The organism is Blautia caccae (assembly GCF_040095955.1).
In the GTDB taxonomy this organism is placed as follows: Bacteria; Bacillota; Clostridia; order Lachnospirales; family Lachnospiraceae; genus Blautia; species Blautia celeris.
In genome coordinates this window covers 20,066-35,353 of record NZ_JBBMFP010000020.1, presented here as the reverse complement: position 1 = coordinate 35,353, position 15,288 = coordinate 20,066, and the positions used below count along the sequence as shown (strand labels likewise).

Sequence of the window (15,288 nt, the reverse complement as noted above, 5' to 3'; positions counted from 1 at the left end):
CGACACCTCCCGTTCTTTCATAATCAATGTTGATTTACCTTAATCAAAATTTTTTATGATAATCTCCTTATAGTTTTGGGAAACCGTCGATGCTGTAATATTGCTCTGCCGCTCGATTGGAATAATGCGGTAATCTTGATACAATTCACGTACAAACGAGCAGTCATTATACGTCACTATAAATTTCCCCCGCACCTTATCCAGGCATTCTTTTAACCTGATATGGTCTGAAACTGAAAAAGATTCTGCATAGTACCCTTCTGCCTTATAGTACGGTGGATCGGCGTAGAATAATGTTCCTTTTCTGTCATATAACGCTATCAGTTTTTCAAAATCCAACTGTTCGATAATAGTTGATTTCAGTCGTTTCTTAAAAATGTCCAGATTTTCCACGGTACTGCTTACCGATACACGTTTACCACTGAAATCCTGCATTTTTGCACCAAAACTGCATTTGACTAAAAGAAAGAAACATGCTGCACGCTGTATATCTGTCAGATTTGGGTTGTTTACATTTTCTTTTGCTTCTTCAAACTGCTCTCTTGATACCAAAATCCATTCTAATTCTTCATATAAAGCATCCGCATGGTACTTCACACACCGAAATAGATTTACTAGATTATGGTTTATGTCATTATAGACCTCTACTTCCGTATGCTTCTCTTTTGCAAAAAGTACCCATGCAGCTCCTCCAAATATTTCCACATAACACGTCAGTTCCTGTGGAAATTCATTTAATATTCTTTTCCGCAATAACCGCTTTCCTCCAACCCATTTAATAAAACTGTTCATGTCACAATATTGCCCTTTCTTAATAAATACAGTTAAATTTGATTATCTCTCAACACCTCCTCTTAGTTCGGCCTGCCAAATCCATAAAAATGGGACTGCCAGTATGCAGAGGTAATGGAAGTGTACTGAATGGGATCACCACAGTGGATCATCTGTCCAGCACCGGCATAAATACCCACATGGGTGACCGGCTCCCCGGCATTATAGGTTCCTGTAAAGAAGATAATATCCCCCGGTCTTGCCTCTTCTGGCGCTACCGGCGTACAGATATTATAAATTCCCTGAGCGGTCAGTCTGCCCATATTGCACACCCCGGAATTGGTAAATACATAACTGACAAAACCGGAACAGTCAAAGGATGTTGCCGGACTGGAACCGCCCCAAACATAAGGCATTCCCAGATATTTCTCCGCCTCCTCAAATAATCTCTGTACCGTTTCATCATCGTAAGAAGCACCGCCGCCGTAAATACCGCCCTCCCCGGTGGAAATATAAAATACCGGATTGTAATACTCGCCGTCTAAAACCAGTTCCAGATAAAGCTGGCTCCCAGTCACACTGCCCGTACTTCCCGTTGTTCCGATGACTGTATCCTTTGTTACTGCCATACCCTGGGAAACGGCGATGTTCTGCAGATGGGCATACTTAATCTGCACACCTTTTTCATCCTGCGTTACCACATAATTTCCAAAGGTACTGCTGTAACCGGCAGCCGCCACAACACCATCCATAGCGGACTGTACTTCTGTTCCTTCTCTTACGTTAATGCTCACTCCACGGTTTAACTGTGTCTGTCCGGTGGCACTGTTTACGGCATATCCGTAATAGGTGCTGATATAGGCATACCAGTTCAATTCAATGGGGGTATCGTAAGACTGCAGGTTTCCTTTGCAGGAATACACCAATTTCTGGATCTCCTTTTCTTCTTCATCCATCCTTGAGGAAATAACGCTGAATAATGGCCTTGCCTGCACCGATACATTCAGTACGTCCACGGTCACTGTCCGGGTAACGTCCACTGAATTTTGGTTGCCCTCTGCCAGATAGCACTCCCATGTCTGATGCCCGTGCGCCGATGCTGCACTGTGGCTGTCATAATATACGTCAAACTGGACACCATACTGGGCAAAGTTCCCGGTATCTTCCACAGTATACTCCACTCCGTTCATCACAACCTTGGTTCCCATAGGCAAAAACGGATTCGCCGCATCCACCGCAATGGTATGGTTTGCCTGGGGCATAGCTCCACTGGCCGTCGGCCCGCCGCTCCATACGCCGCAGCAGATCGAGCAGTTGCAGTATCCGCTGGTCACCACATTTCCCAAAGATTGTCCCACTTGAATGGTAGTGGTCTCCGTTCTGTTTTCTGTCTTTTCTTCCACCTGAATCCCATACTGGAGAGAAAACAGTGTTTTCAGCTCCCCTTTCACTTCTTCAAACGTAAAATCTCCGTATTTTGCGGTCAGATAACTCATCAGTGTATGGGGATCGTGGCCGATAGCCCCGATGTTATAGCGGTATTCATCCATACCTGGATACTCTGCTTCCATCCGGTTGATTTCCTGCTGAAGCTCCGCTTCCATCTGGGTGTAATAAAGTTCCGCCTCCTCAAGTGCCTCCGGCTCCGCCAGATAACTGGCCGCAATCACCGTAGAGGTGGTATTAGCAAACATGGCAGAACAAGAGGACACCCCTGCCATAATAAATAAAAGCAGCGCCATCAACAGCCCTGCCCCTAAAAATAAACTGGCATTTTTCCGAAAGATCTCCTGGATCTTCCGTGCCACTTTGGCTGCCACATCTGCAGTCCGCACAGACTGGTTTTTAATCTCCTTTGCTGCCTTTCCCGCCCGGTATGCTTTCTGGTATTCCCGTTTGATCCGCTGCTTCTGGAGCGCTTTCTGCAGCAATTTATGCCGGATCTCCGGGTGTTCCTCCACATACTCCTGGTATTGGTATCGGGTAGTCGTGCGGTATACCTGACGCTCCATACGGTTTACTGCCCGCTGTTGCTTTCTCTGTTTCCAGTAACTGCGGTTACTATGTACTCTGAGAAAAAACTCTGCCGAGCGTTCCCCCTGATGTGCTGCCTCCAACGCACTGTTTTCCTGCTCCTCTTCCTGGATTTTTCCATGAAACACATCGGCTGCACGGTTTCCCAGGCGGATACCCGTCCGGTTTATCACGCCATCCGGTTTTGCTGCCGCAGGGGATTCCTCAAAGTACAGCTTATGCTTTGCTGTCTGAGGTTCCTCCGTTTTCACCTGCCGCATCTGTATGGATCTTTTCTGTACCTGCCGCTTTTTTGCGTGTTCCAGTTTTTCTATGGACTTCTCTGCTTTTTTCCGGCTGTGCTGTAGCCTCTTTCCTTCATCCTGGGGCGTTTTGGATGATTCCCCCGGATTCTCCTTCTTTAAGCTCCCATCTGCTTCCATCCGGTCAAACTGTAATTTTCCGGGTTTCACCCGCCGTTGGTTCTGGTATTGTTTCCGATGCCTTGCCTTACGCTCCCACACTTCCATAGCCGTTTCATGGTCATGGGAAAATGCACTGCTCCTGGACCCATGGCGGTATTCCCCGTGCCGGTTCTGCTCTTTCGGCGGGCTATTTGCCGCCTCCTGCTCCTCTGGCGGACTGCCTTCTTCCGTTTTTTCTATCCCTGGCTGCGGATGCCTTTTGGGCTTCTTCCCCGCCTTATCCTTTTCTATTAAAAAAGACTGTTCCGGATTAGACCGTTTCAGAAGAACCTCGGATTCCTCTTTCCCCACTTTCCGGCTTTCCCCGGTGGCAAGGTTTTCCTCTGAAAGTCCGTCCCTGGTCATGCGATGGACTTTCTTTTCCTTTGCTTTCCATTTTTGTTCCAACATCTCACTCCGCTTCCTGCTGTTTAATCTGTTCTAAAATCCGCCTTCTGGCAATCTGAACATATTTCTGTTCAATATCAGCTCCCAAATAGTCTCTGCCCGTTTTTATTGCCGCCAATGCAGTGCTTCCAGTTCCTATGAATCCGTCAAAAACTAACTCCCCAGGATGACTGGAAATCTGTATCAGCCACACCAACAGTTCCACGTTCTTGATTGTAGGATGATAGATATGATGTTTCTTCTGCCATGTCGAATTGTAAGTTGCTTTCGGGTACTCCGCACCAAACCAGCAGGCATTAAAGCGTGTCTTAAACCTTTTGGCTGGCTTTGCATGTACTTTGTTTTGCAATTCCCCTCTTTGCTTATTTTCCATAAGCTTCGTTTCATTAAACCTTCGTCTCCCTTTCTGGCAGAAAATGAGCCATTCTGCATTATTGGCATAACTCCCTTTTAAATCTCCAATCCCTCCGATATTACCTTTTTCTACAATCATACAGTTCTTGATCTGAAATCCCGCTTTTGTCAAGCAATCATAGTGATACGGATAGCAATCATAACGGGTAAAAAAATAAGCATGTGCATTGTTTTCTAAAATACGATAGCTTTCCTTTGCAAAATTCAGGTAATCAATCCCCTCATCCCCTTTCAGTCTCTGGTGTTTTCTATGGGTATAGCTGTTCTGATAAGAAATACCATAAGGGGGATCTGTTAATATCATTGACACTGCGCCATCCGGGAGCTGCTTCATCAACTTCACACAATCCATATTAAAAATCTGATTTTTTTGCATTTCCATCGACTCTGTCTCTTCCTTTTTCCTACAAAAAGGCCTCCTTACTTGGTCGGCATCTCGTCCGGTTTTGAACTCATGATGGCATAGGTTTTTGTATCTGTCGGGTACTTATCCGAGAATGGGATAATCACATTCCCATAAAAAATCAGCCCTTCCCCGGCATTACTGTTGTTCACGAAAGAGAGCTGATGAGGAGAAATATTCAGTTTTTCTGCCAGGATCTTCTGGTCCCCACTGTGCTGATTGAGCATATAGATAAAGTCGCTGTTTCCCACAATGTTCTCCACTGCCAGAGAACCTAAGAAGTCGCTGACATTCTGCGTAAGCCCCGTCGGGATGCCGCCCCATTTCCGGAACCTTTTCCAAATTTCCACTGAATAATTGGCAGTCTGTGGCTGCTTTAAGAGGAGATGGAACTCATCCACATAATAACGGGTAGACTTTTTCAATGCCCGGTTGGTGGACACCCTGGTCCAGACCATGTTCTGTACAATCAGCATCCCGGCTTTCCGGAGTGTGGTTCCCAGGTCTTTTACATCAAAGCAGACCACCCGGTTATTCATATCCACATTCGTCCGGTGGTTAAATACGTTCTGGGAACCGGTGACGTAAAGCTGCAGACAGTTGGCAATCCTCCGTGCCGCCTCATTCTGGTCTGCATAGTAATTCAGGCGGTTCAGGAAATCTTCCAGGATCGGCATGTTTTCCGGTTTCGGATCGTTAAACAGATATTCCTCATAAATATCCTTGATACAATGGTCAATGATGGATACTTCATCTCCGTCCAGCTCTGCGTTCTGGGGTTTTTTCATAATCAGTTCACAAAATGAAGCGATAAACTCGGACTTATCCGCAATCATGGTATCCACATCCTCCACATCCCCGTTGATCCGGTATTTTTCCGGATGGTAGATTACGTCCAGGTTCACATCCATGGGATTGATATAATCCGTACTTTTTGCACTGATTTTCACCACCTGACCATGGAGTGCCTGCACCAGCGGATAATACTCTCCCTCTGGATCGCATACGATAATGTCATCATTGGTGATCAGGAACACGTTTAAAATCTCTCTCTTTGCAGAGAAACTTTTTCCACTGTTATGTACCACAATCCCACAGTCTAGCTGAAAGTTCCCATAAGGCTCCACCGTCATATCATAAACGGGAACCGGCGCCGGCAGCGTTTTCCATTCCACATAAGCCACTTCATGCTCCGGCATAAGCCTGGTCCCTTTCTGTAAGCTCCACGCCTCCCGGTACTGCCCATCCCCGCACAAAAACAAATGGTCCATGGTACACCGGATACATTCCCCGTTTTCAAGCGTCACCACTGCCAGTTCGTCTACATATTTTGTGATGCGGATGTCATAGCCGATTGCCGGTGTCAGACATTTTTGTCCCATATCATAACTGACAACGGGCGCACCGCCCTTTATTGCCGCCAGTGCTTCAAAGGTCATGGCCTGCCCGTCAGAAATCCGCACTTTGGTGTCTCCCGTAAAGCACCCCGGTGTGCCGAGAATCAGCCCGTTTGGATTTTTCAGACGCTTCCGGTCCACCATGATCATGTTATTGGACAAGGCATTCAGGCCGTAATAAAGTGCCTCCCCATCCTGAAATAATTCCTGTGTGGTAAACGGGACAAAGATAGCTGTGGACGTGGTGGTAAGCAGACGGTGGATTCCTGTCTGGTTTAAGCCCAGAGGAAGGGATGCCGCCATGCCCTGCTCCTGCAGGTACTGCAGGCGGCGGATATTGCAGTTATATTTCTGTGCGATACCCGCCGTCTGATAGACCACGTTATCCAGTTTCCGTTTCGATTCTGCCGTATTCAGGATCAAAAACGTAATCTTGAACATCTTTTCATTTCTGGACTGCAGCTCCGTCAAAAGGTTCTGCGCCTCCTCCCCATAGGTACTGATGTCCGTAGGGATTATGTCCATATCATACCCGCTTCTTACCGCCTTTTTCTGCTCCTCTATCTTCATTTTCTGAATGTTGGAGAGAATATTTTTCAGGCTCTTGATCGCCTCTTTTGGTTCCATAGGCTGCACATGGATGTTGACGATCAGATTTTCGTCCATATCTAAAAAATCCGCCAGCATCTTATCCGTAAGCTCCGGTGATGTAATCTGCAGATAGGATACACAGCCATAAGTCTGTCCCATCCGGAATGCGTTGTCACTGCGGAAATCAAATCCCGTAGGCGCAATGAAATCTTTCGTCCCAAGCCCGGTCTTTGCCACCATGTCATAGCGGAAACGGAACGGTTCCTTCGTATCCATGTTGAAAATGTCATGGAAGATTTTTAAGCGCTGCACACCGTTTAAGGGTCTCGCCATAGCTCCAAGGACTTTGAAGTTATTTAAGATTCCAGCCTCGATCCTTTCAAGCCTTGCCTTTGCCGCTTTTAAGTTCTCCGCCTTTATGGTAAACGTAATATATTTTGTTTTCACCAGTCCATTGTTTCCCTTTGCAAGCTGCATTTTCAGCATATCCCCATACTCTTTGCGGATGTCATCGAAACTGTCATTCCGAGGTGGAATATCAATAGTCTTTGCATACTCCTCAAAGTTTACCTGCTGATTCAAAAAGGAAATCTGAAATTGCACCGAACTGTCAAAGTAGTTTAAGAACTCACAATAATTCTCAAAAATTGCTGTCTTGTCTTCATTTTGGGCAAGCTGATAGTTGATATCATAAAACTGGATGGTCTTAGAATAGTGGTTATCCTCCATCCGGCAGATCCCATCCCGGTACATTTCCTTATAGGGGATCGTGTCCTGGGCCGTATCCACTTTTTTCTTTTTCTTCTGCTGCGCCTTTAACGACTGCAGTTCCTTTAACCGCTTCCGTTCTTCTCTGGTGAGACCTGCCCCCACTTCCCGCCTGATTTTATTTTTTACGGGCTGGTTTTTTAAAGAACCGGAACGGATTCCTCTTTTCTCTGGCTTTTTTTGCCTTTTTTTCAAGTTTTGCACCTTCTTTCTCAAGTCTGTCCTGCTCCATCACCCGTTCATACAGATCTGTGGAACGGTATACCCGGATACCTGGCCGTAAAAATCTCTGCCGGATGATGTGATACAGAAGTTTTTCTGCGGGAAACCCGTCTTTTTCATACATGGCTAAAAAGAAAAAGGGCAGCATCACGATGACCATCAGTGTTGCCGCCACATCCGTTCCCAGACCTGTCTTTGTAAAAAAATAAATCGGTATTCCGCAGATTCCCGCAAGGGAAAAACAGATCAACTGTCTTTTTGTTAAATTAAGTGCCACCTTTGTCTTGATCTTCGACAAATCTTTCGGCACTGGTACATATGCCATTACTGCCTCCTTTCCGTCGGCTCCATATCCGCCTCCTAATGTGCATTGAAGATAGATTTTGATAATGAACCTGTCTTGAACAAGCTAAAGCATAAAATTACCGTATAAGCCGCCACAGACCAGATGGCTGTGTGAATGTTCTCCGCTACAGTAATGGTATTGACCAGTACCGCATAGATTGCCACGCAGACCATCATGAAGAATCCCTGGAAGCCTAATGCCAGCAGCGCTTTCACGTAGTTATTTCCGATACTGCCCCATTCCCGATTGGTAAAGGTAGCAAACGGAATCGGTGACACAGAGACATAAAGTAGGGTAAGAACTCGGCGCCTTGCCATATTGCTATGGTAGGTTTCCGAGAACTCCCCTCCGAACCGGACTTACACCTCTCAGCGTATCCGGCTCTCCAGATGTCAGTCTAATTTCCCAGCGTGTAACTTATCGTGACAGTAGACGCAGAGTGCCATTGTCTTGCGCTTACGCCCAATCATGGCGATTTCCCATTGTTTTCTGCCACTTAAATCTTTGAGTTTTCGTACATGGTGTATTTCAAGCGGCACATTTTCTGCGCCGCACCACTCGCATTGGTTCGCTTGCAGTCTTTTAATCAGGCTGTTGCGTCCATAATTCTCAACGGCTCGTGCTACTATATCGGGATTTCCGCTTTCTACTTTGGTATTCCGGCGGAAACCGTCATTGTAGAACAGCACTTTTCCCACCTTGCCGTTTTTCTTCGGATACTCCACAACAAAATCTTTCCCTTGACGGTACTTGCGGATAATTCTGCTGATTCGTGTCCGATATTTTCCAGCAAAGGTTTTGAGCGTACTGTATCTCATTACATAGTAGAAGTTATTGAGTACAGACACGTTGTTTGCAAGTCGGTAGTAGTTATACAATCCACGAATTTCTGCGTTGTACTGGTTTAAGATTTCCAAATCGTCCAAGTGCAACAGGCGAGTGCGCCGGACAGGTTCCCAAACCTCTTTGTTTCCATTTTGTTTGTCGTATTTAATCTTGAGGGCATTGTAGGAGAACAGTCGTTTTACCCACTTATCATGGGGAACATAAAGTAAGACTTTTCCATTGTTTACCCGTCTGGTAGCCCCGGTTTTGGTCTTTTTGTTGTGTTCGCCTTTGGCGATTGTGACCTCATATCCCAAGAACTTCGCAGCGTCGTGTCCATGAGTAATCAATGTCTTTTCCTCGGACATTTCCAGATGGAGTTTGTCCCGGATAAAGCAGCCTACATCTTGTTTAATCTGTTCTGCGTCCTCTTTGCTGCCGATAACTCCAATTAAAAAATCATCGGCATATCGGATATAGCAAATCCGTTTATAGCTATCGTCCATCTGGTCGCTATACGGCATAGATTTCAGACTACGCCGCAGTTCCCGGATTTCTGCAATTAAGCCCTCTTTTTCTTCCTCGCTCATTTTAGAGAGATTTCTTTTAAGCCTTTGTTCTTTCCCCCGGCAGACATCCAGCTTCTTCTTGAACGCAGGATTGATTTTACGGCGGTTTCCGCAGTTGAATTTCTCTGCATACTCTGCCATATAGCTATCCAGTTCGTTCATGTAGATGTTTGCAAGGATAGGGCTGATGATGGAGCCTTGCGGAGTGCCGGAATAAGTATTGTGATAATTCCAATCCTCCATATATCCAGCTTTCAAGAACTTCCAGAGCAGACCGATGAAATGTTCATCTGCAATCCGCTTTCGCAAAATAGCAATCAACACATGATGGTCTACGTTGTCAAAACAGCCCTTTATATCTCCCTCAACGAACCACTTTGTCCCCGTAAAATATTTCTGCACATATTTGAGTGCCGTATGACAGCTTCTGTTCATACGGAAACCGTGGGAATAGTCGCTAAAGGTTGGCTCATAAATACTCTCTAAGATGAGCCGCACCACCTCCTGTATCAGTTTATCGTCGAATGACGGTATCCCCAGAGGACGCATTTTCCCATTGGATTTCGGGATATACGTTCTCCTTGCCGGGTTAGGCTGATAACTAAAATCCCGCATCTTTTCAATGAGGGCGTTTATCCTTGCCATTCCCATTCCGTCAATGGTTTTGCCGTCTGTTCCGGCTGTCATGTTGCCTGGTTTCGCCTGTATCCGCTGATATGCCAGCAGATAGAATTGTGGATTGTACAGGTTGCGGTATAACCGCTCGTACTTGTAGCTCTTGTTACACGCCTTGGATTTTAGGCTTTCCAACACATTTTCAGGACTTCTCATAATGCCTCACGCACCTTTCCTTTTTATGAATTGGTTGACATCCTGCCTCCCTTCGCCATGTAGACGGCTTTCCCGCCCTCGGACTACTACGGAGGCTCCGTTGCCATGCCGGATATTCAGCGTCATCTTTCTTGGGTTTTTACCCCTTGAAATTTATCGCCTTGCGGCATTACGCATAGCCGGATAGTTCCGGCGTTCCGGTTTAGGCAATCTCCAGTTAGACACTTTGGGAAAAGCGTATTGTGATGTCGGTAGTGGGTTTTCGTCCTTTTCCGCTTACTGCGGCTGGCTGTCATAAGTATCGTGCGGTCTGTGTTTACCTGTCACATTCCGCTATGACATACGGCGAATACAACCATCCTGCGCCGCCGGGTCGAGTATCCCGCCTCGGACTGCCCTTAAAGCAGTTTAGCCTTGCTCCTCATTCACAATGTTGCGTCTTGCCGCTCAGTCGTGGGTAGATGGTTTTCCCAACTTGCGATTTTTCCGATACGCTATTGTCCCCCTTGTGGTTTCCCTCCGGGGTAAATCGGATGACGCTAAAGTGACGCTTTTCACGTCTTTGATACTTTTCTTTACCGGCTTGCTAAAGCCGGGTTCCCAAAATGCCCGCACACCGCCTTTGGATGAAAAGCGGCGCTTCTGGACGCGCGGTAAATTTCAATCATACGTCCATATAAAATGACGGTAATGAGGACAGATATGATTTTCATGCACAGGCTGACGATCATCGTCTCCAGACCAAGCCCTAAAAGTTCCCCGATACCCATATCCCCCACTCCGTTTTCCAGAATGGTCTTTAGCGCATCTGCCACATCTATCGAAGCCGAACCGCTGATAATACCTCCAGCTCCCGTGACCACATGGTTTGCCACATCAAACACCGCCATGGCAATATCAAAGGTATGGGTGACCAGATACACGGCCACCCACATCTTAAAGATATATTTGAAGAACATGAACGTGTCTGTGTCGTGCATGTTGTTTTTTTCCATGATCATGGAAATCAACTCATAACACAATACAAACGTGATGATCATCCCCGCTATGGGGACAATGACATTATCAGATAATTCCTTAATCATCGAAAAAATGCCACTGTTCCAACTTTGGGGTGTCCTGCTTACTTCTGTGGCAATGGTACCTACTTTTTCATTTACGTCTGTAAACATGGTGTCCAGGTTAGAAGTAATCCACCCGGTCAGCAATTCCTTTATGAACTCTGTGATTTTATCAATGATACTGCCCATGGCTTATGAGAACAGCGTGGAAAGCTGCGGAATGAGATTCATTCCAATCAGCACGATACCGCCGCCGGCCATAAGTTGCTTGATCCCTTGTGATTTTGCGCCAGGGTTATCATTCCCATATCCTTCTAAAAGGTTAATCACACCCCAGGCCGCAAGTCCGGCTCCAATAGCGCAGACCAATGTTTTTAATGTTGTAATCGCTGTTGTAAAAAAACTCATTTGTGTATACCCTTATCCTTTCTTTTTCAGAGAAAGGGAAGAAAAACGCTGTGAAAATCCCGCCTTTTGTGTTAGGATAAAAGCAGGATTTTTCTTTTGGAAAATCCGACAGACGCAGCTGATACTTTCATTTTCGACGATGGGGTATCGGCTGCCTTTCTTTCCAATTCATCCATGATTCTCTCCCTTTACTTTGCGACAACTTGTCGGGAAGTTGTCCGTTTATCAGTTACACTTCATAAACTTCCACCGGATCGTCCGGTTTTAATACAAGCTCCGTATTCAGATATTCTTCAATATCAAAGCGGTTCCTTTTGTCATAGTCTGACAGGTACTTATAATTCTTGTGCTTGCAGATATCAAACTTATCCGAAAAGAATGGTCTGACACCACGAAGCTGCATGATGCACTTCCCGCCATCCATGACCGCAATCTCATCCTGGCTCATCAGCTCCTTTCCTGTTTTCTGGTAGTTCAATCCGTAAGAACGCTGGGAACCTCTGGTATCTGAGGTATTGTAAAGGTCTATGGTCTCCTTTCCTAAAATTTCCGCCATTTCTTTTAAGGTGGTCTTTTCTTTTCCACCTAAAAAAAGAGTGGAATCACAGTTCCCCTCAATAGTGTCGGCGTTATCTTTATAAATGGCCTTTAACTGACTCTTAGACTGCAGAATGATCGAGGCAGAGATCTCCCTGCTCCGGATAGTGGCGATGAGTTTTTCAAATTTGGGAATCTGTCCGATATTCGCAAACTCATCGAGTAAGCAGCGTACATGAATCGGCAGCCTTCCGTCATACACATCATCCGCACGGTCACACAGCAAGTTAAATAGCTGGGTGTACATAATAGATACGATAAAGTTGAACGTATCATCCGTATCGGAGATAATGACAAACAAAGCCGTCTTGCGGTCTCCCAGTAAATCCAGCTCCAATTCGTCATAACTCATAAGCTCCCGCAGTTCCGCAATATCAAATGGTGCTAACCTGGCACCACAGCTAATCAGGATTGATTTTGCTGTCTTTCCGGCAGCCAGTTTATATTTTTTGTACTGTCTGACTGCAAAATGCTCCGGATTCTTTTCTTCCAATTCCTCAAACATCAAGTCTACCGGATTCTTAAAATTTTCATCATCTTCTCTGGCCTCCGATGCGTTGATCAGTGCCAGAAGCGTGTTAAAGTTCTTTTCTTCCTCTCTTCCTTCATACCAGATGTAGCCAATCAGCGCACAATAATACAGCTTTTCAGCTTGTTTCGATAGGTAAGCCTTTAAAGTTATCTCCGGCTTTTCCCCCGACTAGCACCGGACATGCGATATTTCACCGCATCCGGCGCCCCATCGATTGTTTTTATTCAGACATTTAAACAGTCTCCAAATAAAAGTGATTTTATATTATTGCTAACAGACCAGCCCGCTCTCGCAAGCTGTTTATTTTTCCAAGCATCTTTTTGGTAACATTAAGTGATTTCAAATAGGCTTTTAATTCTGCCTGTGGCAGTTTTTCTAATAGAATCAGGTATCTCTTATGGATTAGAGTCATATTCTTATATCTTTCAAATCCTCCCATATACTTAGGAGTTTTCAACCATGCAACTATATCTGTCGCATTTGTGAACTCGTCCCCACTGATAGCACATTTCCCTTTTTGCGCAGAAAACAATGAAAGTTTGCAGTCATGGTATTCTGTACTATGACGATTGGACGTGTCTTCTCTCAATCCTTTCAGAACAAATGGGTTCAGTTGCAGATTGGAGTGAATTATTGCTCTTCCGTCAGCAGTGTAGCTACATACCGCCGACCTTTTCGCCATTGGTATTTTGTTTTTAATGTATGCTATCGGATAAATCATTTGGTCAATTCCAGCTACATATCGTATCATCTTGGAATTCCCAAACCTTTCTTTTTCTGCTTCGGTAGCTGTCCCACCTTCACGCAGAAGCATACATCCTGTTTCTGTATTAAGCCTGTTGGTTAAGACTGTCATGATTCTTCTGTGGAAATCCCTGCAATCTAAACTGATGCAAGTTGCAAGCTGATAATAATTCTGTATTCCAAGTACCATAGAGTTGAACAACTGGATTTCAGCCAGACAGCTCCTTTTCTCTCTTGGTTTGGCGATATTCTTTGCCTGCTCTACCAATTTTTCTCTTTCAATCTCAACCTTTTTGTCACAGATAGCTGATTGCACCACATATTTATGATGTTTTAATCTAACCCTTATCTTGAATCCCAGAAACTCAGACCATCTCTTTCGAGTGTTGACAATCCGTGTTTTTTCGGGAGACACTTCAAGTCTCAACCTGTCTTCAATCCATTTTGCTACCGCTTCTTTTGTTCTAACAGCGTCCTCTTTAGTTCGGCAAAAGATTCTAAAATCATCCGCATACCTGATGATATGCATTTCTTTCATATCTGTATTTTTCATCAGCCTGTATCCGTGGCTTTTGTCAAATACTTTTGTTTTACCGATAATTCTTTCTCGCCCTCTGCTTACGGCAATAGGATTTTCTTCCCATTGGCTTGACACCCACCAGTCCAACTCATTTAGTACGATATTAGCTAATAGCGGAGAAATAATTCCGCCCTGAGGAGTACCTTTATCAGGTATGACTGTTGAATTGTCTGGCATTCTTATCGGTGCTGTCAGAATTCTTTTAATTATATAAATCAGCGACTTATCGTGTATTCCCAAAGCCCATATCTGCCGTATGAGTTTACTGTGATTGACATTATCAAAGAAGCCTTTGATGTCAAACTCTATTACATAATGAAGATTCATCATTTGCAGCATGGTGTACGTTCTGTTCATGGCATGTTCTACCGAACGGTTAGGGCGAAAGCCATAGCTATTGTTACTGAACTTTGCTTCACATATAGGCTCTAATATCTGTTTGATACATTGCTGAATCAGCCTGTCCCATATGCAGGGAATTCCTAACGGACGTGTTTTTCCGTTTGGTTTTGGAATGTCTTTACGTCTTACAGGTTTGGGTCTGTATCCGTGTTCACTTCCTGTGACAATAAATCTTACTTTTTGAATCACCTCATCGGGAGTCCTACCTCCGATGTCTGTAATGTTTTTGTTGTCTGTTCCTGCCGTGTAACTTCCTTTGTTTGCTTTAATATTTCGATATGCAAGCAGAATGTTGTCTTTGCTCAGTATCAAATCCAAGAGATTATTAAATACCTCGCCATTTTGACTCTTTTGATATAATTCATCAAAAATTTCCTGCATTCCGTAATATTCAGCATGTCGCAGGTCGTCTACACATAATGTTTTACTTTTCTTTGGCATAAGGCATCACCTCCTATCGAAAGTGACCCTTTTGGTCTTACTCGAAATCCTTATCTAAGGACTGAATAATGCCTGTGTTTTACAACCGACTAGAGACCATTCCTCCTACTCTCATTACAAGAGTTATCAACGGTTCGACCTCAACCTTTCAGCATCAGTTAATCTGCTTATTATTCTTCGTCAGAAAATCCCTCAGTTGGGACCCGATACCTTTCCTTGTTCCGATAATTCTATCTGTACATATATATCCTTAGGCTTCTTGCTATAGTCCTGCCAGCTTGGATGTGCCTGTAACACAACATGGTTGTTCGTAGGGTCAATTTCTACTTAACCACACTGGCTGCGCTTTAACGCACCCATGCATTTCTGCATGGTCTTCTTTTAGAACCGTACATTCGCAGATTCGTCAGCCTGTCCGCCATGACAAGCATTCTAACCATAGATATTTTATAGACCCTCGGCTTATAGGCAACACACCCCACCTCTGGGGCGCTTTCGGAA

9 protein-coding genes and 2 pseudogenes are annotated in these 15,288 nt (G+C 44.9%); all 11 read right to left on the bottom strand.

Annotated elements, in window-relative coordinates; genetic code table 11:
- Positions 1-39: 39 nt before the first annotated feature.
- A complete protein-coding gene (locus WMO65_RS19160) occupies positions 40-792 on the bottom strand; it encodes a DNA adenine methylase (protein ID WP_349064601.1) in 753 nt (250 codons plus the stop codon).
- 62 nt (positions 793-854) lie between these two features.
- Complete coding sequence (locus WMO65_RS19155) at positions 855-3,659, bottom strand: C40 family peptidase (RefSeq protein ID WP_349064600.1); 2,805 nt, start codon at positions 3,657-3,659, stop codon at positions 855-857.
- A 1-nt stretch (position 3,660) separates the two neighbouring features.
- Positions 3,661-4,452, bottom strand: coding sequence for a DNA-methyltransferase (locus WMO65_RS19150; protein ID WP_349064599.1), 792 nt, complete (start codon positions 4,450-4,452; stop codon positions 3,661-3,663).
- A 50-nt stretch (positions 4,453-4,502) separates the two neighbouring features.
- Positions 4,503-7,388, bottom strand: a pseudogene (locus WMO65_RS19145) (VirB4-like conjugal transfer ATPase, CD1110 family); the annotation flags it as partial.
- Complete coding sequence (locus tag WMO65_RS19140) at positions 7,348-7,776, bottom strand: PrgI family protein (RefSeq protein ID WP_349064598.1); 429 nt, start codon at positions 7,774-7,776, stop codon at positions 7,348-7,350. The gene WMO65_RS19140 and the pseudogene WMO65_RS19145, both read right to left, overlap by 41 nt.
- 35 nt (positions 7,777-7,811) lie before the next feature.
- Positions 7,812-8,087, bottom strand: a pseudogene (locus WMO65_RS19135) (VirB6/TrbL-like conjugal transfer protein, CD1112 family); the annotation flags it as partial.
- 102 nt (positions 8,088-8,189) lie between these two features.
- A complete protein-coding gene (locus WMO65_RS19130) occupies positions 8,190-10,022 on the bottom strand; it encodes a reverse transcriptase domain-containing protein (RefSeq protein ID WP_349064597.1) in 1,833 nt (610 codons plus the stop codon).
- 575 nt (positions 10,023-10,597) lie between these two features.
- Complete coding sequence (locus tag WMO65_RS19125; protein WP_494337601.1) at positions 10,598-11,272, bottom strand: VirB6/TrbL-like conjugal transfer protein, CD1112 family; 675 nt, start codon at positions 11,270-11,272, stop codon at positions 10,598-10,600.
- Between the two features lie 3 nt (positions 11,273-11,275).
- On the bottom strand, positions 11,276-11,491 hold the full coding sequence (locus WMO65_RS19120) for a Maff2 family mobile element protein (RefSeq protein WP_303003636.1): 216 nt from the start codon (positions 11,489-11,491) through the stop codon (positions 11,276-11,278).
- Between the two features lie 229 nt (positions 11,492-11,720).
- Positions 11,721-12,770 (bottom strand): VirD4-like conjugal transfer protein, CD1115 family, encoded by a 1,050-nt coding sequence (locus WMO65_RS19115; RefSeq protein WP_330697970.1) that lies wholly within the window; start codon positions 12,768-12,770, stop codon positions 11,721-11,723.
- 109 nt (positions 12,771-12,879) lie between these two features.
- Positions 12,880-14,787 carry a group II intron reverse transcriptase/maturase gene (gene ltrA / locus WMO65_RS19110; protein ID WP_033139269.1) on the bottom strand — a complete coding sequence of 636 codons (1,908 nt, stop codon included), beginning with the start codon at positions 14,785-14,787 and terminating at the stop codon, positions 12,880-12,882.
- Positions 14,788-15,288: the final 501 nt, after the last annotated feature.